Below are 20,000 nucleotides of genomic sequence, written 5' to 3'. Positions count from 1 at the left end.
CGTTCACTAAAGAGCAATAGATTGTGAGTCAAAAACGTATTTCTCGAGTGCTTTATCCGGGCACTTTCGACCCGATTACCAACGGTCATTTAGATTTAATTGAACGTGCGGCGAACATGTTTGATGAAGTCATTATTGCGGTAGCGGCAAGTCCTAGTAAACAAACCATGTTTACTTTAGATGAACGAGTAACCTTCGCCCGCGAAGTAACTAAACATCTTGATAATGTCACCGCGAAAGGTTTTTCTGGACTATTAGTCGATTTCGCTAAGCAAGAACAAGCCAATGTACTGATTCGAGGCTTACGCACCACAGTCGATTTCGAGTATGAGTTTGGTTTAACCAATATGTACCGACGCTTAATGCCCGGCTTAGAGAGTGTGTTTCTCACTCCAGCCGAAGAGCACGCGTTCATCTCTTCGACCATTGTTCGAGAAGTGGCGATCCATGGCGGTAATGTTGACCAGTTCGTACCGGAAGTTGTCGCAAGCGCACTGCATACCAAGAAAAAAGTTTAATTCTGACTCTTTTTTAATGTTGGCAAATTGGGCAGAAAAACGTATTTCTCTGCCCGATTTTTAGATCGATGATCGGCTCCCCACAACTTGGACATGCTTGTTTTGCTTTTCCATACACTTGCAGCTCTTGAGCAAAATAGCCAGGTTTACCATCCGCCTGAGCAAAATCTTTTAGCGTCGTACCACCTTGAGCTATCGCACCGGTAAGCACCGCTTTGATTTCTGCCACCAGCGTTTTCCACTCGTCCAAAGATAAAGAGCAAGCAGGGCGTTGTGGGTGAATTCGAGAGCTAAAAAGCGATTCACTGGCATAGATGTTCCCTACACCGACAACAACTTTGTTGTCCATAATGAACTGCTTCACCGCAACACGCTTGTTCTTCGCCTTTTCAGCCATGTATGGCGCATCAAACTCATCCGTTAGTGGCTCTGGGCCAATATTCCCGAGCACAGCGTGTGATTCTCCAATTGGGCACCACAGCCACGCGCCAAATCGTCGAGGGTCGTTGTAGCGTAATACTTTGCCATTGCTCAAAGTGAGATCAACGTGATCGTGCTTACCTGCGGTAATAAACCCATCCAACACCCGTAATGACCCCGACATCCCAAGATGCACGATTGCCGTACCGATATCGGTTTCAATAAGCAAATACTTCGCTCGTCTGGAAATGGAACGGATGACCTGCCCTTCCATCTGTTTCAGTTCAACGGGAATATCCCAACGTAATTTCGGTGTACGAAAGACTAATGACCGCACTTTCTGCCCCACAAGATGAGGAGAAATGCCCATACGACTGACTTCTACTTCTGGGAGTTCTGGCATAATACTTCCTGTCTCATTCTTTTGATTATTCGTTCTCAGGCAACAAGTAGCCTTGTTCAACCGAAATAGCTATCCACTTATCTTGCCAGTTTTTGAACAGCCAAAAACGCGGTGTCTGATAAAAAGTGATCCTTTGTGGTTCTTCGCGATCGCTGTACCACACCTCTACCGTTTGTGGATTACGCAGAATAGGCAGAAACGACTGATACGTTTCATCATCGACTTCAGTACCAACCAACGCTTTCCAGCGTTCTACCAATATTTCAGGTGCAATACTGGTTGGTGGCGTCGCTCTCCAGCGTCCTTGGTTCTTTTCTAAAGATTGCTGGGGAAAATGTATCGCTTGTAGCTGCCACTCTGCATTGAGCAACGTTGGGTAAGCTGGCGCGGGCGGTTCCATAAAGTAGGTTTTTATCACGGCGGGAAGATTTAGAACCCCGATAAATAACACCACAGCCAGAATAAGAATATTGTTCCACCGACGACGGCGACTAGGAGCAACACGCATGAAGCTATCCTTAATAAATGAGGAGATCCTTAGTAAAAGCGTGGATGTAGATTAACAGGAAGAAAATGCAGATCCTAGAGAGGAGTGTCAGAACAGTGAGCCTTTCAAGCAGAAGCTTGCAGAAAAAAGCATGGCGTAGAAAAGAAAAAACCCAACCTTATAGGCTGGGTTTTCTTACTACTTAAAGAGAGCAATCAATTACTTGATTTTCGCTTCTTTGTACATAACGTGTTGGCGAACTACTGGATCAAACTTTTTGATCTCGAATTTGCCTGGCATGTTACGCTTGTTTTTGTCAGTAGTGTAGAAGTGACCAGTACCAGCAGATGATACTAGACGAATTTTCTCACGAATGCCTTTAGCCATTGCTTAATTCCTCTTAAACGTTTTCGCCACGTGCACGGATGTCAACAAGAACAGCATCGATGCCTTTCTTGTCGATAATACGCATGCCTTTAGCAGTTAGACGTAGTTTAACAAAACGTTTTTCGCTCTCTACCCAGAAACGATGAGTTTGTAGGTTCGGCAGAAAACGACGCTTAGTAGCATTTCGTGCGTGTGAACGGTTGTTACCCGTTACTGGACGCTTACCAGTTACTTGGCATACTCGGGACATGAATGTCTTCTCCAAATCGTTTCAGCTCGATATCAACCTTGCTGGCTGAACCCCTTAATGTTCAAAAAGAACTGAGGTAAAAACCGCTATGGAAAATCCACGCAAGGCTATCAAAGGTCGCGCATTATACTAACTTGATACCCATTGCTCAAGACCCGAACAGATCCTTTTTGCAGGATTCGCTGATCTTTTTTCTCTGGCGAGCTGAATTAGTGTCAAAAAATGTGTGCGAATCATACCAGAAAACGACAGAAAGCTAAGCATTTTTTACGCATTCAGGCGAAATCATCAACAAATCTCTTTTAAGCATTGTTTTTTAACATAATGATAGGTTTAAACATTGCATTTTAGACTCGTTCATTCCATAGAAAATACAAAAGTTGGCAAGGTGTTGTTCTATTTTGCAGCTTGGGTTTGCTCATAAAAAGTGAGAATGAAGCGCTCAATGTTTACATCCACCCTCGCTCAGCAAAAGAAACGATTTCTCCGTCCCCAACAACAAAGTGATCCAAGACTCGAATATCCACTAAAGCTAAAGCGTCAGTGATACGACTGGTGATCCTTCTATCTGACTGACTGGGTTCAGCCACACCTGAAGGGTGATTGTGCGCCAAGATGAGCGCTGCAGCATTGTGGTGAAGTGCGCGTTTTACCACTTCTCTTGGATAAACACTGGCAGCATCAATGGTACCTTCAAACAAGATTTCATCCTGAATAACCCGATGCTGATTATCGAGAAAAAGAATATAGAAAGCCTCACGCTGCCTGTCGCGCAACACACTCGAAAGATACAACTGAGTCTGCTGAGGGCTGGTTAAAGCCTCTCCGCGCTTTAATGTTTCTGCCAAAAACCTCTGAGTGATTTCTAGTGATGCCTGCATCTGAACATATTTAGCTTCGCCTAATCCTTTGTGCTGGCAGAAGTGATCTTTGGATGAGGAAAACAGAGATCGCAACGAACCAAACTCTCGTAACAAAAAATCAGCCAACTCCAATACATTCATTCCTTGAGTACCTGTACGAAGTAATATGGCGAGCAGCTCTGCATCAGAAAGGGATTGAGGGCCTCGCGATAACAGCTTCTCACGGGGCATGGATTCACTAGGAAGAAATTTTCGCTTCATATCAGCTCCTGTCTATACTCTTCCAACTTGAAGCTGCAACTCCAAGTCGTTGAGGGATATTTGGCATACAAAAACGAAAAAATCCCCAAAACCGCAACTGGCTTTGGGGATTTTTAGACTGGGTTCAATATTGCTTGAAGCGAGGGTGTTGGTTAAACCTTAAAGTGTCCAACCAAGCTTCCTACTTTGTCTCCAGAATGCGTTAAACGATGGCTGATCGATTCCGAGTATTTCAGGTTTTCACTCAGATCATTCACAATATGCTGAATAGTCACAAGATTCTGGTTAATCTCTTCAGCTACTGCACTTTGCTGCTCAGCAGCGGAAGCCGTTTGGGTACTCATGTCTTGAATCACTGAAACCGCATTAGAAATACCAGAGAGCGTTTCTTTAATCTGAACTGACTCTAACGCCGTCTTCTCTCCACGTTCTTGGCTGACATTCATACTGGTGACCGCTTTGTTAACACCTTGATGCAACGCTTCAATCATGTCGCCAATCTCTTTTGTGCTGTTTTGCGTTCTGCTCGCCAGAGAGCGCACTTCATCAGCGACCACCGCAAAACCACGCCCTTGCTCACCCGCTCGCGCCGCTTCTATTGCTGCATTTAGCGCTAACAGGTTAGTTTGGTCAGCTATATCACCAATCACTTTAAGAACTTGAGTAATCTTACTGGTTTGTTGACTTAGCTCTTGAATAGCATCAGAAGTCAGATCGACTTCATTGACCAGAGCGCCAATGCCTTCAATAGCTAGGTTCACTTCTCTCTGAGCTTCGATAATTTGCTGATTTGCAGACTCAATAGCTTGTGCAGTTGCGTTGGTGTTGTTCGCCACCTCACGAGAGGTCGCACTCATCTCTGTTACCGCAGTGACAACTTTGTCGGTTTCTAAACAGTGTTCATTCATCTGATGGCTGGATTTAGACGTTTGCTTATCCAGCTCCATAGCTGCACTGCTTACGTCATCGGCAGAACGTCGAATATCGGCGATCATCGGATGAAGCTTGTCCATGAAATCATTGAATGCTTTCGCTACTTCACCAACTTCGTCGTGACTTTCCACTTTCAAACGAGCCGTCAAATCACCACCACCCGCAGCCACATCTTTCAGAGAGCCAACAATATGCTGCAACGGTGCTACACCACGAGCCACAAGCAAGCTCACAATCAAGCTAGTAATCAACAAGCCTAGGAAAGATAGACCCACTGCTGAATAAGTTTGGTCATGTAAAACGGCCAAGCGCTGCTTTTGATATTCGGCAAGCTGAGTATCGATATCATCGATGTAAATACCTGTACCTAACACCCAATCCCACTTCGGTAAATATTCTGCATAACCTAATTTCGGTGCTTGAGCCTTAATAGAAGGTTTTTGCCATGAGAAGTATAAGAACCCATCACCCGTTTTAGCCGCATCAATCAAACCTGCAATAACAGGGACGCCATTCTCATCCTTTAATCCGTAAAGGTTTTTGCCTTCCAGTGATGAATTCATTGCGTGAAGGGTATTCACACCTTTTGAGTCGTACGCAAAAAAGTAGCCATCGCTTTCAAAGCGCATCGACTTTAAGATTTCCTTTGCCAACGCTTTGTTTTCAGTGCTGCTGTCTTTTTCATAAAGAGACTTAACCGCCGTCACACCCATCATTAGGTAGGCTTTTAGCTCTTGCTTACGGTTGTTAACTAACTGCTCACGATATTGAGTCAGCTCTTGTTGCAAACTGTTCATCCCTATCCAGTAATACACCATAGAACTGACACTGGTTATCACAACTAACGGGACAACTGTTAGTAATAACAACTTGGTACGGCTTCTCATCGAACGAAACATAGGTGCTCCAGCGTTTGATTTTTTATATTGGTTTTATTGATACATAAGACATTATCTTCCGGAGGAATCTTTTCTTAAAGAAAATCTCGCCGATGTGTAAGCAAAATCTCATATATTCCGCCAGTGTAGATTGTTAAGTTGACACAGCTCATACATATTCTGGGAGTTGTGCTAACATAACCCGCAGATTTTTTGAGGAATCCAGAATGCAAACTTTGGCAGGAAAAAGAATTCTGCTTGGCATCAGTGGGGGCATCGCCGCCTACAAATGCGCAGAATTAACGCGACGTTTGATTGAGCGTGGCGCACAAGTTCAAGTAGTAATGACTGATGCTGCGCGTGAGTTCATTACGCCACTTACTATGCAAGCCGTCTCCGGCAATCCCGTTTCTTACAGCTTGCTTGACCCGAGTGCAGAAGCATCAATGAGCCACATTGAGCTGGCTAAATGGGCAGACTTAGTGCTGCTTGCACCAGCAACCGCTGATCTTATTGCACGTATGGCAGCAGGTATGGGTAACGATTTGCTCACTACTTTAGTACTGGCAACAGACGCACCTATTGCGGTCTCACCTGCAATGAATCAGCAGATGTACGGCAATCCGGCAACTCAGGAAAACCTAGTGACCCTTGCTCGTCGTGGCGCAATGATTTGGGGCCCGGCTTCTGGTCAACAAGCATGCGGTGATGTGGGTAAAGGCCGCATGTTAGAACCGATGGATTTAGTTCATCACTGTGAAGCATTCTTTGGTCAAAAACTCCTATCTACTGAAAAACCGTTAGATGGGAAACGCATACTGATCACCGCAGGTCCAACTCGTGAAGCACTTGATCCTGTTCGTTACGTGACCAATCACAGTTCTGGCAAAATGGGGTTTGCAATTGCGGACGCAGCAGCAAGAATGGGCGCGCAAGTGACTTTAGTCTCTGGCCCTGTAAGTTTGGCTACACCAGAACAAGTAAAACGTATTAATGTTGAGAGCGCGCTGGATATGCATGATGCTGTCATGCAAGCCGCGACAGAACATGATGTATTTATTGCTTGTGCGGCAGTAGCAGATTACCGTCCAGAACAAGTCGCTGAACAAAAAATTAAGAAAACGGGTGACAACGACACTCTTACCATCACTATGGTTAAAAACCCTGACATCGTCGCTTCCGTTGCGGCTTTAACAGAAAAGCGTCCTTTTACGGTCGGCTTCGCTGCTGAAACGCAAAACGTGGAGCAATACGCACGCGGTAAGTTAACCAGCAAAAACCTCGATATGATCTGTGCTAACGACGTATCTGTCGAAGGCCAAGGTTTTAATAGTGATGACAACGCATTAACCGTCTATTGGCGACAAGGCGAACAAGCACTGCCATTGGCAAGCAAAGCTGAACTGGCAAGCGCTTTAATGCTGCTGATAAACAGCTTCATCAATAAAACGGACAGTTAAACGCAAATCGTAGGTGGTGATTCCACCTACTTCCTCTTTAAATAATCTCGAACTTACGAAGTAATGGCGTCTATTCCACGCAACCATTATCTCGTGATAAGCAGTGATAACCAGAAGGAAGATACGGGTTATGGCCGGCAATAAAAAAACTAATCGCCGCGAAGAAATTCTCCAAGCTCTTGCTGAAATGCTTGAGTCAAACGAAGGTGCTTCACGCATCACGACTGCAAAACTCGCCGCCCAAGTTGGCGTTTCAGAGGCTGCCTTATATCGCCATTTTCCAAGTAAGGCGCGTATGTTCGAAGGCCTAATCGAGTTTATTGAAGAATCGTTAATGTCACGAATTAACCGCATTGTTGATGAAGAGAAAGATACCCTCAATCGCATTCGATTAGTGATGCAACTTATTCTGGCTTTCTCAGAACGTAACCCTGGCCTGACAAGAATTCTGTCAGGACATGCTCTAATGTTTGAAAATGAACGTCTGCGTGACAGAATTAACCAACTGTTTGAACGAATTGAAACCTCTTTGCGTCAAATACTGCGAGAGCGTAAAATTCGTGAAGGAAAATCATTCCCAGTTGATGAAAAAACACTAGCCGCCCAGTTGCTCGGCCAAGTTGAAGGAAGTTTGAACCGTTTTGTACGTTCAGACTTTAAATATCAACCAACCGCAAACTTTGAAGAATACTGGGCATTACTCAGCGCACAAATTAAGTAAAGACAATGAGCAAAAAAAGACCCGGCAAACCAGAGTTCTCCCTTTCCCTGCTGCATCCTAAATATTGGGGTGTGTGGTTTGGGTTTGGCTTACTCGCCTTAACCGTAAACCTATTGCCATACCGCATGTTGCTGAAACTTGGCCACGCAATTGGGGCATTTGGCATGCGCTTTGGCAAAAAACGGGTCTTTATTGCTAAAAGAAACTTAGAGCTCGCGTTTCCCGATATGTCAGAAGAACATATCGATAAAATGGTGCTCGAAAACTTCAAAAATACCGGTATGGCTCTGATTGAAACCGGTATTACCTGGTTTTGGCCAACCTGGCGTTTTAAGCGCATTTTGGACGAAAAAGATGTTGCAGTTGTGCGCAAACATGCAGAGAACGGTAAAGGTGCTTTACTGTGTGGCGTGCACGCTTTGAATTTAGAAATCACAGCTCGTGCCTTCGCAGTGATTGGCCTTAGTGGCTATGGTGTCTATCGTCCTCACAGCAACCCTGCGTATGAGTTTATTCAGTACCGCGGCCGAACACGCAATGGTAACCGACTCGTTTATCGCACCGATTTAAAGAAAATGATTCGTGTTATGCGCCAAGGTGAACGTCTGTTCTATTTGCCAGACCAAGACTACGGACATAACAAATCTGTTTTCGTGCCTTTCTTTGCGGTAGAAGAAGCGTGTACCACTACGGGCACCAGCATTCTGGCATACGCTAGTAAGTGTGCAATTGTGCCTGTTTCCGGTTTTAGAAATTCACAAGGTAAATACGAGCTGATTGCTGATCAATCCATTGAGGGTAACTACCCTCAAAACGATGAAAAAGCTGCGGCAGCCTACATGAATAAATTTGTTGAAGAGATTATACTTCGCGCCCCAGAACAGTGGATGTGGCTTCACAAGCGGTTTAAATCACTGCCAGATGAAACACAAACCAATGCCCGATACCAGTAAATAAAAGGTTCTGCTTGTGAGCGACAACGATAACAGCATCAATAAATACTTACATAATCCAACGTTTGAGTGGTCTTTTCTTCATCCGAAACATTGGGGCACGTGGATAGGTATCGCTTTCGCTGCTCTATTCGCTTTTATGCCCGTGTCATGGCGTGACGGATTAGCGCGTAAACTTTCTCGATTTGCCATAAAGAAAAATGGTCGAGTGGTTCGTCGTGCTCGCGTTAACCTAGCTTACTGCTTCCCTGAGAAATCCGAGCAAGAACGTCAGGAAATCTTAGAAGAAACGTTTGTCAAAGCGGCCCAGTACATGTTGGGGTATTCTGAGTTTTTGGCTCGCTCAACCAAACATAACCAAAACCGCGGTGTGATGATTGGCGAAGAAAACCTATTGCCACTTCTTGATGCTGGTGAAAAGGTGATTATCCTTGCACCGCATGCTTGGGCCGTGGATTACCCAGCGGTAATGCTGGCTGCGAAAGGCTACAAAGTAACAACCATCATGAAACCTCAGCGTAACCCAATCGGCGACTGGCTAATGCACGTTCAGCGTATGCAGTATGGTGGCCGCATCTTCGCTCGTGACGCAGGGGTTAAGCCTTTTGTTCGCTCTATCAAAGATGGTTATTTAGGTTACTGGTTACCGGATGAAGATTTCGGTGAGGCGAACTCCGTTTTCGTTCCCTTCTTTGGTACAGAAAAAGCGACCTTAAAAGGCTTTGGTAAAATGGCTCGCCTTTCAAAAGCGAAAGTCGTTCCTGTACTACCTGCGTATAACGACAAAACACAGAAATATGAAGTACATATTTTACCTGCGTTAGAAAACTTCCCGACAGGTGATGAAGAAGCGGATGCGCGCGCAATGAACCAAGCGATTGAAGACTTAGTTCGTCCTCATCCAGAGCAATATATGTGGCAGTTATCGCTTCTCAAAACTCGCCGTGATGGCATTGAGATTTATGACAACTCACATGATGGTGACCAAGAAAAACCGTTACCACCGACTCAAAACTAAAAAAGCCCCGTTAGGGGCTTTTTTATATCCATCACGCTTTATCAATTAAGCGTTAATACCATACTCAGCACGGTACGCTTTTACTGCATCAAGATGTTCGTTGTTCGTACCTTTCTCTTCAAGGTAAGTCACAAGATCAGTCAGGCTGACGATTGAAACCACTGCACAGCCAAAATCACGCTCAACTTCTTGAATAGCAGAAAGCTCACCTTTGCCTTTCTCTTGACGGTCAATCGCAACCAATACACCCGCTAAATCAGCACCGTTCGCTTTAATGATTTCCATTGATTCACGAATCGCTGTACCAGCGGTGATAACGTCGTCCACCAACATAATACGACCTTCCAGTGCGCTACCGACTAAGTTACCGCCTTCACCGTGGTCTTTCGCTTCTTTACGGTTGAAACAGTAAGGCGTGTCCACATCATGGTGATCAGCCAGAGCCACAGCGGTTGTTGTTGCGATTGGAATACCTTTATAAGCAGGGCCAAACAACACATCGTAATCAATACCTGAGTCCACAAGCGCAGCGGCGTAGAAACGACCTAGGCGAGCCAAATCACGACCAGTGTTAAACAGACCAGCATTAAAAAAATAAGGGCTCTTACGGCCTGATTTCAAAGTAAACTCACCAAATTTTAGCACCTGTTTCTCAAGGGCAAACTCTATAAATTCACGCTGGTATGCTTTCATCTTTCTCTTCTCTTTCGTAGTTACTTAAAAAACGTTACTTAAAAAAATAGCCCCCAATTGGGAGCTATAAAAACATCATTCTGCCAGAGCCAATTTTTGAACCTGGACGATATCGGCAATACCTTTCTTGGCAACAGCAAGTAAATCCAACAGTTGCTCGTGGCTGAACGGTTCGCCTTCAGCAGTACCTTGAATCTCGATCATCTTGCCTTCTTCTGTCATGACAACGTTCATGTCAGTGTCAGCTGCGGAGTCTTCTACATACTCAAGGTCGCAAAGCACTTCTTCGCCAAGAATGCCTACAGACACTGCGGCTACGTGGCCTTTCATTGGGTTCTTTTTCAAGCGGCCATCAGCAACCAACTTTGCAAACGCATCCGCCAATGCAACGCTAGCGCCAGTAATAGAAGCGGTACGTGTACCACCATCTGCTTGAATAACATCACAGTCGACTGTGATCATCACTTCAGGCATGGCTTCTAAATCCACCACTGCACGCAAGCTACGCGCAATCAGACGTTGAATTTCCATGGTGCGGCCACCCTGTTTGCCACTTGCCGCTTCACGACGAGTACGCGAGTGTGTTGCACGAGGTAACATGCCATATTCCGCCGTCACCCAGCCTTTACCTTGACCTTTCAACCAACGTGGCACGCCCTCTTCAACGCTGGCATTGCACAGAACTTTGGTGTTGCCGAATTCAACTAACACAGAGCCTTCTGCATATGCCGTGTACTGACGAGTGATTTTAATTGGACGAACTTGATCTGCAGCTCGATTGTCTGGACGCATAAGGTATTTACCTGTGTTGGGGAAACAAAGCTGTGTTAGTAAAACTAAGTCGGTAAAAACTCAGCCGGTAACCGAAATTTATTGGGCGAGGATTATATAGGAATTCCGATTCAGTTCCTAGGTGTGAATCTTCAACAACTAGATTAGCGCTCACCTATCCCATGTGTTTGTATGCTACTATTAGCGCTAATTAAATTGCAGAAGATTAATCAAGGATTCACTGATGATTTACAGTATGACGGCGTATGCACGCAAAGAAGTCAAAGGCGATTGGGGTAGCGCAGTATGGGAGATTCGTTCGGTAAACCAGCGTTACCTAGAAACTTACTTCCGCTTACCTGAACAATTTCGTAGCCTAGAGCCTGTGCTTCGTGAGCGTTTTCGTCAGCGTTTAGCGCGCGGTAAAGTCGAGTGTAACCTGCGCTTTGAAGCTAACCCTGCGGCGCAAAGTGAACTTAAAATCAATGAAGCATTAGCACACCAAGTGATTAAAGCCGCGGGTCAGGTTATGCACATGACTGGTGAACTGACTCGTATCAACCCATTTCAGGTAATGCAATGGCCGGGTGTAATGGAAACGCCTGAGCAAGATATGGATGCCATTAACCAAACGCTTCTAGAAGCGTTCGACGAAGCGGTTAAAGAATTTATTGATGCTCGCAGTCGTGAAGGCGAAAACATGAAAGAGTTGATTGAGCAGCGTTTGGTTGCAATCAGCGAAGAAGTAGTGAAAGTTCGCGCACGTATGCCTGAAATTCTGCAATGGCAACGTGAGCGTCTGTTCAACAAGTTTGAAGAAGCAAAAGTTGAGTTAGACCCAACGCGAGTAGAACAAGAGCTGATTCTTCTAGCACAAAAATCCGATGTTGCTGAAGAGCTGGATCGCTTAGATTCTCATGTCAAAGAAGCACGTAATGTGATGAAAAAAGGCGGCGCTTGTGGCCGTAAACTGGACTTCATGATGCAAGAGTTCAACCGCGAATCAAACACGTTGGCATCCAAGTCAATCAGCACTGACATCACCGCTTCAGGTGTAGAACTTAAAGTGCTTATCGAACAAATGCGTGAGCAAATTCAGAATATCGAATAACTCTAGTTCCCAATTCTAGAATGTACAAAGCCCTTATTTATAAGGGCTTTTTATTAGTTCAAAACAAAGCATAATTCATCGTTTCAATCTGTTTTACGGCCCTTTACTTGCTTGAAAGTAAAAATATTGGCCACCTCATCTTGAACGTTGAAGGCAAATTTGAGATGACCAACAGACTCATAAGACAAACAAATTAATTTAGCTTTCCTTCATCCAAAGCAGAAGCAACCCAAACTAAAGGCGCATTCCAGTTAATCGTGATCTCATTAAACGACCACGCATTAATGCTGTCTCTATAGCAGGTTTGACCCACACATAACCCTTTCAGCGTTGCAGCAACAGGATCGCTGTAGCTTGTTGAGTTTGGCCCACCCACTAGCGCCCCAGGTGCTGGAGCTGGTGAGTTTTCATCAGCGGCATGTGCCCAAAAACGGTGATGAGGGCTCTTAGCAGCGTTGGTACCGTAACCTGTAATGTAAGAGAGGTTCATTGGGTTAGCGCCAAGTAAGTAATCCATCGCATTTGCAGCCGCTTTCACATACTTAATATCGCCAGTGAAATCATTCGCATAGATTAAGAAGATAGCTCGGTTCACAAAGCTTGAGTTCGATCCCCATGGGTACTCTTCTACCGTGTAAGGAATGTGGTAACCCTCATTCTCAATCTGACCCACAAAGTTATCAGAGGTAGCGATTAGGTTATTTCTTGCTACTTTAATCTGCTCTTCACCCAGTCCGTTAGGAACAACCGCCAAGCTTATCGTGGCTAAAGGCGCGGTGTATCCCCAGAACATTTCACCATCAGCTTCAATGTTGCCTTTTGGTGTCTCTAGATAATGAGGAGAAGCTTTCAGTACTTTAAGGTACTTGCTATCACCTGTGGTGATATAAAGTTCACTTGCAGCCCAGTAGAACTCGTCTGAAAGCTCTTTATCATCATAAGGACCCGAACCAGTGAAGTTATCATAGGCAAGAATATTAGGATTTTTGCTCGCCGCTTCCCAAGCCCCTTGCGCCGCATTCAAACAGCTTTTCGAAAACTTAGGATCAATCTCTTTCCAAATACGGGCGCATTGAGCACCAATCGCAGACAAGTTCAACGTTGCAGCTGTCGTTGGGTAACCCACATATCGCTTCTGGGTGTCCATATGAGGAGGCAATGGCATACCTGTCCAAGCTTCATCAGCAACTTTATGGAAAGCCATACCTTTTGTGTCAATCTTTGTCAGTTTAAGTGTTTTGTCTCCAGACTGGTCACCTACAGGAACTGCGACAGGTTTGTCAGTTTGGATCTGCATCGCCAACATGAACTCGATATTCCAACGAGCTTCAGACAACAAAGGATTCACACCGTTTCCAGCTTCAGGAATTTTCACTTTCCCTTCAGCAAAAGGAATAGGTGCACTATCCAACCATTTACCTCTTTCAAACAAGTTCAACAGAGTCCAGGTTGAGATACCGCTGTTCACTGTGTACTTACCGTGGTCGCCTGCGTCATACCAACCACCAGTTACATCGACCGTAAAATCACAACCAGGCCATTTATTGCCCCAGCTGTCCGTCTTATCAAAACAGGTCACCATATCGCTCATATGACCGCCCGGGCGCGCTAAATCGTCACGCTGTACCAAGGCTTTATCGATATCGATACCACTGCGGTTTTGATAGAAATAAGACAACGCATCGTATTTCAACTGGTTGTAGACATCTTTGTTGATGCTGAATGGGAAGCTCTCGTCTTCGCCAACTTTCACTTTCAAACCACTCATATCCGATTTGTAGTTTGATAGGTCAATACGGTGAATAAACTCACCTGAAGCCTTATTTAGACCAAAAACTTCCGTCTTGCCCAAATCGATATTGATATTACTGCTGTTGGTTAGCACCCACTTTAAGGGCTCTTTAGATTCATTAGCGACAAATACAAACTTATCGGCTTGAGGAAGGTAACCAACTTGGTTCGCGCGAACAGAGCTGGTCTTTAGTTCTTCAATGTATCGATCACCAAGAATCGACACATTGCTGACGCATATAGTGCCAACTTTCTGTGCGCCCATTTGGAACTGGAATTCTGTCTTCGCATCACTTTCTACATCATGATTGAAGTTAAACTTATAGCTCTTCTTCTGAGTCGAGACCTTTGTTTCATCAATAAAGTAATGCGTGTAAGGAGGCCCTTCATGCTGGATCAGCGCTTTCATTTGAGTGTCGACAGTCGCGTACGCATCAAATGAAACCTGATAGTCTGCGCTATTGGCTAACCCAATGCCGCCTTGACCTAAAATCACATTCCACGAGTTTTCACCCGGATTTCTAATTTCGACGCACGCTTCGCCATTATTGATTTTTACATCTGCACCAGCATTCCACCAGCCATCCATACTACCGTCAAATTTACCGTTAATAAGCTGTTCATTTGCATAAACAGAACACGATGAAAGAATCAGTATGGTTGCCAGTGAGAGTTTGAATTTGTGCATAGTTACTCCTAGACATATGAATTACAACACGATGAAAGTAAGCGATTTCATAGCGAATAGTTTGATGTCTGCGCACAAATAAACTGTTCTAAAAATGTCTATTTTTCCCTTCGTGATACTACTAACACTTGCCTCTGAGCTTATGAATCTGTTTCAAGAAAATATCATCGATAAATCGACTTGGTAGACTGACGAACGATAAGATCAATCGGAGGTAATCTGACTTCGTGCCGCTCTCCGGAAAGCAAATTCAGCATAGATCTCGCACATAAAGCACCAATTTCTTCTATTGGCTGGCGCAAGGTGGTCAATGCTGGTGTGAAATATTGTGAAACGGGTAAATCATCAAACCCAACCACCGAGACATCTTCTGGTACTTTGTAACCATGGTCAGTCAACGCTTTGATCGCGCCATAAGCCGTTTGGTCATTGGCTGCAAACAGTGCTGAAAAATGCACTTTTGATTCGATTAATTCCACCGTCATTTTATAGCCGGTTTCAGATCTAAAATCGCCCTGCTTAATCAACTTAGGATTAGGTTTGATATTCGCTTCAAGCAAAGCTTTTTTATAGCCTTTAAGACGTGCTCTTGAGTCTGGTTGACTCTCTAGCCCTTTAATATGAGCGATGTTCATATGACCGAGTTGTAACAAGTGCAAAGTTGCAATATAGCCACCCATCACGTTGTCCAAATTCAGTGAACGGATGTTTTCGCCCTCGATGTTATAGCCTACCGCTACCACAGGGATTGATTCTGCCGTTTTCAAAATCATTTGTTCGCTTAGGCTACCAGTCACGATGATCAAACCATCAACTGAGCACTTCATTAAGTATTCAAGCGCATGCATCTCCAGCTTGTTCTGCCAATGCCCAGTCGCCAGCACTAAAGAATAGCCCTGTGCCAACAGAACTCGTTCCATATCATTGAGAATGCTACTGGTGTAAGGACTGTCAGGATGCTGAACTAGGACACCAATCGTCATAGAGCGACGACTTTTATCCTGCTGCATCTGGAAGTTTGGCTTGTAGCCTAGAGAGGTGATGGCTTGTTCGATCTTATGACTCTTCTCTTCCGCAACATAGGTAGTTCGGTTCAAAAAGCGTGAAACGGTGCTGGGTGATACACCAGCCAATTTTGCTACATCATAAACAGTTGGAGCTTTTTTCTTTTTGTTGGTCATCAGACTTACCCCCTCGTTCTTTTTTATAAGTATATGAAGCATAAAGTGGGATTGGCTTTTACACTCAATCCCACATATTCCACCTTTGAACTACCTAATCACTCTATCTATAGAGATAGGCGTAGATCATTCCAGGTCGGAAATAGCGTCCGGCTGTGTATTTCAAACCGGTACTCAACAACCAAGTGTGGAGTTCACGATAGTCGACGTTTGAAGGTAAGTTGGACAAACTCAGCGCAAACTCCTCAATGTTTTGAGTCAGCTCTGGATTCACCCGACCATCAGCAAACAAGTGACCAACCTTCTGTAAGTGCAGTAACAACTCACTCGCCATCTCTGACGTTAGGTCAAAGCGTTGTGCAATATCGTTGTCGCTTACAGTAACAGAGCAGTTAAACCCTTCCGGAGCAGCGAAAGGAATTTTTGCCATGCTGTAAAGTGCCTGATATACCGCGTCCATCAAACGTTCTGCTTGCACTTGCTTACCCGCAAGACGCAGTGCAGTCGCAACACTAAACTGAACGCCAATCCAAACATCTTGCGCCTGAAACGCATCGTGAGGTCTACCATCCGCCAGCGTCATATTCGCAACCCCCAATTTAGGGCTGTTAGTAATAAAGTTGGTTTGATAGATAAAATCTAGCGTGCGTTCAATGCGTGATGAATCAAACAAGCCCGGTAAATCGACCAGCTTCAGATAGCTGTCCGCCAATAGTGCGTCACCAAAACTGTTGTCGGAATCCGCTTCCAACTTGGCAAATTCAGCACTGAATGCTTGCGGCGCTAGCTCGATCAGTCGTTGTTTCTTAGCCAAACGTTGGTCTCGCTTGCTGATACTACTGTCTACTTCGTAAGCATCTAAATAAGCGTTGACCAAGTTAGCATCATGTACGGTATTACCTGTCAGCGTTAAGCCAAGTTTTTCAAGTGATTCGAAACCGTTTCCGGTTAAATGCTTAGCCTGTACTGGTGTGATGAAGAAATGATAGTAGCCTTTTTGCTCGTCCCAAAGTCCGCGCTCTAGTGTTTCAAGAGCATCCTTAGAACGTTGTGTATAACCCTGAGCCAGCTCTTCCTCACCGACTAACAACGCCAGCTCACTTGCTGCGCGCAACCCTGCTACCCATAAGCTACCACAGTAGATTGAAACACCATGAGAAGCAAGATTATCAAAGGTATCATCAGTACCACGGGTCAAAGGCAGAGTGTCTCCATCTTCAATAAGATTGGTCAGATAATCGATACTCTCTTTCACAGATGACCAACAACTTTCAACCACTTCGCGGTCGCCCGTTTTTTGCCAGTGGCGATACACCATCAGAATGAATTTAGGCGCTAAATCTTTCCACTCTTTGACGTTATGCCAACTGTAAGCATCTGGCTCAATATCAAAAGGACTGCCCAGATCGTGAATGACCGCCCCGCGTTCTGCTCTGCTTCCCTGATATTTCTCGTCCACCAGTTCCGCATAAGGCTTATCTTCATATTCCCAGTAGCGTCGCAGCTTTTCGTCACTGTTTAAGATAGCTTTGGCAAAGTGTTTCATTACGCAGCCATCAAGCTCTGGAAGCAGATAGAGCAGAGAAAATGAACCGTAGAAATACACATCTAGTGAGTTAAAAAATGGGTAATCAACACATTCTTTCACCAGAAGTACATTTTCCTTATCCCATACCGTAGATTCCGCGAGGAAGGACAAGCTGTTCATCGCCATGGTGGCGAAACGAAGCGCACTGTCATTATCAACAAAGGTTTGGCTGGCATTATCAAGGAACTCGCGCTGCTGACTGATAATGTTTTGCTCTATCTCGCTCAGTCTCGGTAAAGTCTGGTTGAGAATAGATTGGGCTCGCGATTGAGCATCTAAGTAACGGACATAAGCTTTTTCACTTTCCCAACCATCCAATAAGATTTTGCTGTGATCCATCACTTGAGCAAATCGAAGTGCAATCGTCTCACCAGGTTTAAGAGTCACTTGCACACAGACCAAAGCACTTAACGGCTCTCGACCACTATAGATACCACGATCAAAATGCGCATTGGTGCGGCCTGTTTTTAATGCTCGCTCAACTTGTTGATCCGCTTTGCTGCAGTAGACCTGAGGTTTGACGGTCACCGTTACTTGCTCAGCCGTTACCCCTTCAAATTGGGTATGCACGCCATACAAGACCTCACCTGAGATATCGCCATCATAAGGTGAGGTCGATGTCATACTCACGCCATGGAACTCAAAACCAGCACCAGAGATAGTTACTGGCTGATGTTGTTGGCTGATGGCATTTTGAACTAAGTGACAACAAGAATCTTGCACACCTTCACGTGCTTTCTTATAGGTTGAACCAATCAAATTGCGTAACGGTTGAACCAAGGTGACAAGCTGAGTTTTGTCACTACGGTTACTCATCTCGAAGTGGTTCCAGTGCATCGGCAAGCTACAAAGCATTTGGTCGTTTTTCACAATAGGTGAAATGACCTGACGCGTTAGCGCAACAGACTCAAGCCCTTGATATTCGTACTCTGCGATCGGATAAAGAGCACGGTACTCTATGTTGCTTGAGTCAATAGATTCAACGCTTGAACCATTATTAGCCGTCAGCGACAGAGCTCGTGCCGAGTTGTTTACCAATAAGCCATTGAAGAAATCGATCACAACAAGCAACTGGGTTTCAAGACTAGAAGGATCCTTGGTAATCGCTTGTTGGGTTTTATCGGAAAATTCAATCTGCCAACGTTCAAAGTTGGATTTATTATTTAGATAGAACAAGCCTGAACGCAAACAACCCTTTATTCCAAAAAGAATAGAACCTTTATTATTGGCATGAGAAATATCAAAAGAAAAATCAGCAGGATAATATTTTAAGAACAGTAAAAACTCACCAATATTTGGTATATCCAAATTATCCAGAGAGTGTTCATCCATCACAGAAAAATAAAAGTCATTAAAGTGAATACTTTCATGTTCACAATCAACGAATATGCCTGGAATGAAGCTAAAGTTTGGGGTGTTACCTTGCGGGGTTAAGGTAAATGTCGACCCTATACCACCCACAGCCATCCCTGTATTAGCAGGAGTTGTTGAGATCGGGGTATACCAAGGCTGAAGAAACTCAACGGCATTCCCTTTACTGCATAATGCACCTGCTTGACCTGAATACGATGTATATGGAATTTTATTTATCATAATTTCAAATCCAATATTGAATATTTAAACTCATCCTTTAATATCTAAAAAAAGGAGAATATTTATGTTTAAATTAATTAAAAACAATTTTGGGGAACTCAATTCCACAACCATATTAAACTCTGAACTTGGAGTTCAAGTCGATATTATTCAAGACTTCGGTGCTATCATTAATCAATATCGAGTTAACCACAGTCCATTTTCATTTATTGTGGGATACCAAGACAGTCAAGATTTAATTCAATCTCATCCTTTCTTTTCACGTAGCGCAAAGCTCTTCCCCTTTCCAAATCGCCTAAAAGCAGGCCAATACCGCTATAGACAACGTGATTACACACTGGCAGCCAACTTTCCATGGTCTGAGCATGCAGTACACGGTTTGCTCTATAACCAACCTTTTAAACTGGTCGCGCATGAAGCCAATAGTGAATACGCCGAGGCCACATTTCGCTTTGAAACCACTAAATTAGCGGATGGGTATCCCTTCGCGTTTCGTCTTGATGTCCGTTATCGGATTGATTATCAAGGAACCTTAAGCTGCAATACGACCATTACCAACTTAGGTACCGAACATTTCCCATTTGGAGATGCATGGCACCCCTACTTTTCTCTCGGCTGTGACCTCAAACATTGTCAGCTCACTATGGCGGCTCATACCGAGCTCGAACACCAACACGATTTACCTAGCGGGCAATATCTCTCTAGCAACGTCTTCTCTACTCCAACTTCATTGGAAGGAGTGAACCTCAATAACTGCTACCAGTTCAGTGACTCATCAGAGCAAACTCTTGAACTGATACGTGATGACAAGAGCGCTTCTTTGCAGTTCAACCAAGGCAAGGGCTATTCGTTCGTGCAACTCTACACGCCTCCTTCAGAGACTAGTATTGCGATTGAGCCAATGACTTGCCCTGCTGATGCATTCAATAATCACATTGGTCTACTGGAGCTGGCTCCAGAGGAAACCGTTCAATTTGAGTGGCAATGCCAAGCCACATTTATCTAGTTCTATTGGCGAGTTCAAAAAGTGGG

Annotated in this window: 18 protein-coding genes; 7 read left to right on the top strand and 11 right to left on the bottom strand. The window is 44.5% G+C overall.

All coding sequences use genetic code 11. The features are described from left to right. The first annotated feature begins 23 nt into the window (after window positions 1-23). Window positions 24-518 (top strand): pantetheine-phosphate adenylyltransferase, encoded by a 495-nt coding sequence (gene coaD, locus HUO09_RS16390; protein WP_188234593.1) that lies wholly within the window; start codon window positions 24-26, stop codon window positions 516-518. Window positions 519-531: 13 nt separating this feature from the next. Here the strand turns inward: coaD and mutM are convergent, their stop codons facing one another. The 6 genes from mutM to HUO09_RS16360 all read right to left on the bottom strand — a co-directional run bounded on the left by mutM (window position 532) and on the right by HUO09_RS16360 (window position 5,421). Continuing rightward, window positions 532-1,341, bottom strand: coding sequence for a bifunctional DNA-formamidopyrimidine glycosylase/DNA-(apurinic or apyrimidinic site) lyase (gene mutM / locus HUO09_RS16385; RefSeq protein ID WP_171138510.1), 810 nt, complete (start codon window positions 1,339-1,341; stop codon window positions 532-534). Between the two features lie 25 nt (window positions 1,342-1,366). Further along, window positions 1,367-1,849, bottom strand: coding sequence for a hypothetical protein (locus HUO09_RS16380; protein WP_188234592.1), 483 nt, complete (start codon window positions 1,847-1,849; stop codon window positions 1,367-1,369). A 198-nt stretch (window positions 1,850-2,047) separates the two neighbouring features. Continuing rightward, window positions 2,048-2,215, bottom strand: coding sequence for a 50S ribosomal protein L33 (gene rpmG / locus HUO09_RS16375; protein WP_002535344.1), 168 nt, complete (start codon window positions 2,213-2,215; stop codon window positions 2,048-2,050). 13 nt (window positions 2,216-2,228) lie between these two features. Beyond that, entirely contained in the window at window positions 2,229-2,465 is a 237-nt protein-coding gene (rpmB, locus tag HUO09_RS16370) for a 50S ribosomal protein L28 (protein WP_004728407.1), read from the bottom strand. A 449-nt stretch (window positions 2,466-2,914) separates the two neighbouring features. Further along, a complete protein-coding gene (gene radC, locus HUO09_RS16365; RefSeq protein WP_102962975.1) occupies window positions 2,915-3,589 on the bottom strand; it encodes a DNA repair protein RadC in 675 nt (224 codons plus the stop codon). A 152-nt stretch (window positions 3,590-3,741) separates the two neighbouring features. Beyond that, a complete protein-coding gene (locus tag HUO09_RS16360) occupies window positions 3,742-5,421 on the bottom strand; it encodes a methyl-accepting chemotaxis protein (RefSeq protein ID WP_188234591.1) in 1,680 nt (559 codons plus the stop codon). 206 nt (window positions 5,422-5,627) lie between these two features. Between HUO09_RS16360 and coaBC the strand changes: the two genes are divergently transcribed. The 4 genes from coaBC to lpxM all read left to right on the top strand — a co-directional run bounded on the left by coaBC (window position 5,628) and on the right by lpxM (window position 9,552). After that, window positions 5,628-6,860, top strand: coding sequence for a bifunctional phosphopantothenoylcysteine decarboxylase/phosphopantothenate--cysteine ligase CoaBC (coaBC, locus tag HUO09_RS16355; protein ID WP_188234590.1), 1,233 nt, complete (start codon window positions 5,628-5,630; stop codon window positions 6,858-6,860). A 130-nt stretch (window positions 6,861-6,990) separates the two neighbouring features. Continuing rightward, entirely contained in the window at window positions 6,991-7,581 is a 591-nt protein-coding gene (slmA, locus tag HUO09_RS16350; protein ID WP_102941544.1) for a nucleoid occlusion factor SlmA, read from the top strand. 5 nt (window positions 7,582-7,586) lie between these two features. Next, window positions 7,587-8,534, top strand: coding sequence for an LpxL/LpxP family Kdo(2)-lipid IV(A) lauroyl/palmitoleoyl acyltransferase (gene lpxL, locus HUO09_RS16345; protein ID WP_188234589.1), 948 nt, complete (start codon window positions 7,587-7,589; stop codon window positions 8,532-8,534). Between the two features lie 16 nt (window positions 8,535-8,550). Continuing rightward, window positions 8,551-9,552: a lauroyl-Kdo(2)-lipid IV(A) myristoyltransferase gene (gene lpxM / locus HUO09_RS16340; protein WP_188234588.1), complete on the top strand. Its 1,002-nt coding sequence runs from the start codon at window positions 8,551-8,553 to the stop codon at window positions 9,550-9,552. Window positions 9,553-9,597: 45 nt separating this feature from the next. On the opposite strand, the gene pyrE is transcribed toward lpxM, so the two are convergent. Next, a complete protein-coding gene (pyrE, locus tag HUO09_RS16335) occupies window positions 9,598-10,245 on the bottom strand; it encodes an orotate phosphoribosyltransferase (protein ID WP_102962978.1) in 648 nt (215 codons plus the stop codon). Between the two features lie 75 nt (window positions 10,246-10,320). Then, the gene (rph, locus tag HUO09_RS16330; RefSeq protein ID WP_102954617.1) at window positions 10,321-11,037 is read right to left on the bottom strand and encodes a ribonuclease PH; all 717 of its coding nucleotides are present in this window, start codon (window positions 11,035-11,037) and stop codon (window positions 10,321-10,323) included. Window positions 11,038-11,260: 223 nt separating this feature from the next. Between rph and HUO09_RS16325 the strand changes: the two genes are divergently transcribed. Beyond that, the gene (locus HUO09_RS16325) at window positions 11,261-12,127 is read left to right on the top strand and encodes a YicC/YloC family endoribonuclease (RefSeq protein ID WP_102962979.1); all 867 of its coding nucleotides are present in this window, start codon (window positions 11,261-11,263) and stop codon (window positions 12,125-12,127) included. 193 nt (window positions 12,128-12,320) lie between these two features. Here HUO09_RS16325 and HUO09_RS16320 read toward each other — a convergent pair whose 3' ends face one another. From HUO09_RS16320 to HUO09_RS16310, 3 genes are all read right to left on the bottom strand, one after another. After that, window positions 12,321-14,606, bottom strand: coding sequence for a glycoside hydrolase family 9 protein (locus tag HUO09_RS16320; RefSeq protein ID WP_188234587.1), 2,286 nt, complete (start codon window positions 14,604-14,606; stop codon window positions 12,321-12,323). Window positions 14,607-14,770: 164 nt separating this feature from the next. Further along, window positions 14,771-15,787 carry a LacI family DNA-binding transcriptional regulator gene (locus HUO09_RS16315; protein WP_102954615.1) on the bottom strand — a complete coding sequence of 339 codons (1,017 nt, stop codon included), beginning with the start codon at window positions 15,785-15,787 and terminating at the stop codon, window positions 14,771-14,773. 103 nt (window positions 15,788-15,890) lie between these two features. After that, the gene (locus HUO09_RS16310) at window positions 15,891-18,968 is read right to left on the bottom strand and encodes a GH116 family glycosyl hydrolase (RefSeq protein WP_188234586.1); all 3,078 of its coding nucleotides are present in this window, start codon (window positions 18,966-18,968) and stop codon (window positions 15,891-15,893) included. Between the two features lie 64 nt (window positions 18,969-19,032). On the opposite strand from HUO09_RS16310, the gene HUO09_RS16305 reads away from it, so the two are divergent. Beyond that, on the top strand, window positions 19,033-19,974 hold the full coding sequence (locus HUO09_RS16305; RefSeq protein ID WP_188234585.1) for an aldose 1-epimerase: 942 nt from the start codon (window positions 19,033-19,035) through the stop codon (window positions 19,972-19,974). Window positions 19,975-20,000 lie beyond the last annotated feature (26 nt).

It is taken from the genome of Vibrio sp. Y2-5 (assembly GCF_014596725.1).
In the GTDB taxonomy this organism is placed as follows: Bacteria; Pseudomonadota; Gammaproteobacteria; order Enterobacterales; family Vibrionaceae; genus Vibrio.
Note: the sequence above shows the minus strand (reverse complement) of the source record. Positions and strands in the feature narration are given on the sequence as shown.

Bases quoted from the DNA above. Each gene is read 5' to 3' on its own strand.
- mutM (WP_171138510.1), bottom strand. From the start codon at position 1,341: ATGCCAGAACTCCCAGAAGTAGAAGTCAGTCGTATGGGCATTTCTCCT.
- HUO09_RS16380 (WP_188234592.1), bottom strand. From the start codon at position 1,849: ATGCGTGTTGCTCCTAGTCGCCGTCGTCGGTGGAACAATATTCTTATT.
- rpmG (WP_002535344.1), bottom strand. From the start codon at position 2,215: ATGGCTAAAGGCATTCGTGAGAAAATTCGTCTAGTATCATCTGCTGGT.
- rpmB (WP_004728407.1), bottom strand. From the start codon at position 2,465: ATGTCCCGAGTATGCCAAGTAACTGGTAAGCGTCCAGTAACGGGTAAC.
- radC (WP_102962975.1), bottom strand. From the start codon at position 3,589: ATGAAGCGAAAATTTCTTCCTAGTGAATCCATGCCCCGTGAGAAGCTG.
- HUO09_RS16360 (WP_188234591.1), bottom strand. From the start codon at position 5,421: ATGTTTCGTTCGATGAGAAGCCGTACCAAGTTGTTATTACTAACAGTT.
- coaBC (WP_188234590.1), top strand. From the start codon at position 5,628: ATGCAAACTTTGGCAGGAAAAAGAATTCTGCTTGGCATCAGTGGGGGC.
- slmA (WP_102941544.1), top strand. From the start codon at position 6,991: ATGGCCGGCAATAAAAAAACTAATCGCCGCGAAGAAATTCTCCAAGCT.
- lpxL (WP_188234589.1), top strand. From the start codon at position 7,587: ATGAGCAAAAAAAGACCCGGCAAACCAGAGTTCTCCCTTTCCCTGCTG.
- pyrE (WP_102962978.1), bottom strand. From the start codon at position 10,245: ATGAAAGCATACCAGCGTGAATTTATAGAGTTTGCCCTTGAGAAACAG.
- rph (WP_102954617.1), bottom strand. From the start codon at position 11,037: ATGCGTCCAGACAATCGAGCTGCAGATCAAGTTCGTCCAATTAAAATC.
- HUO09_RS16325 (WP_102962979.1), top strand. From the start codon at position 11,261: ATGATTTACAGTATGACGGCGTATGCACGCAAAGAAGTCAAAGGCGAT.
- HUO09_RS16320 (WP_188234587.1), bottom strand. From the start codon at position 14,606: ATGCACAAATTCAAACTCTCACTGGCAACCATACTGATTCTTTCATCG.
- HUO09_RS16315 (WP_102954615.1), bottom strand. From the start codon at position 15,787: ATGACCAACAAAAAGAAAAAAGCTCCAACTGTTTATGATGTAGCAAAA.
- HUO09_RS16310 (WP_188234586.1), bottom strand. From the start codon at position 18,968: ATGATAAATAAAATTCCATATACATCGTATTCAGGTCAAGCAGGTGCA.
- HUO09_RS16305 (WP_188234585.1), top strand. From the start codon at position 19,033: ATGTTTAAATTAATTAAAAACAATTTTGGGGAACTCAATTCCACAACC.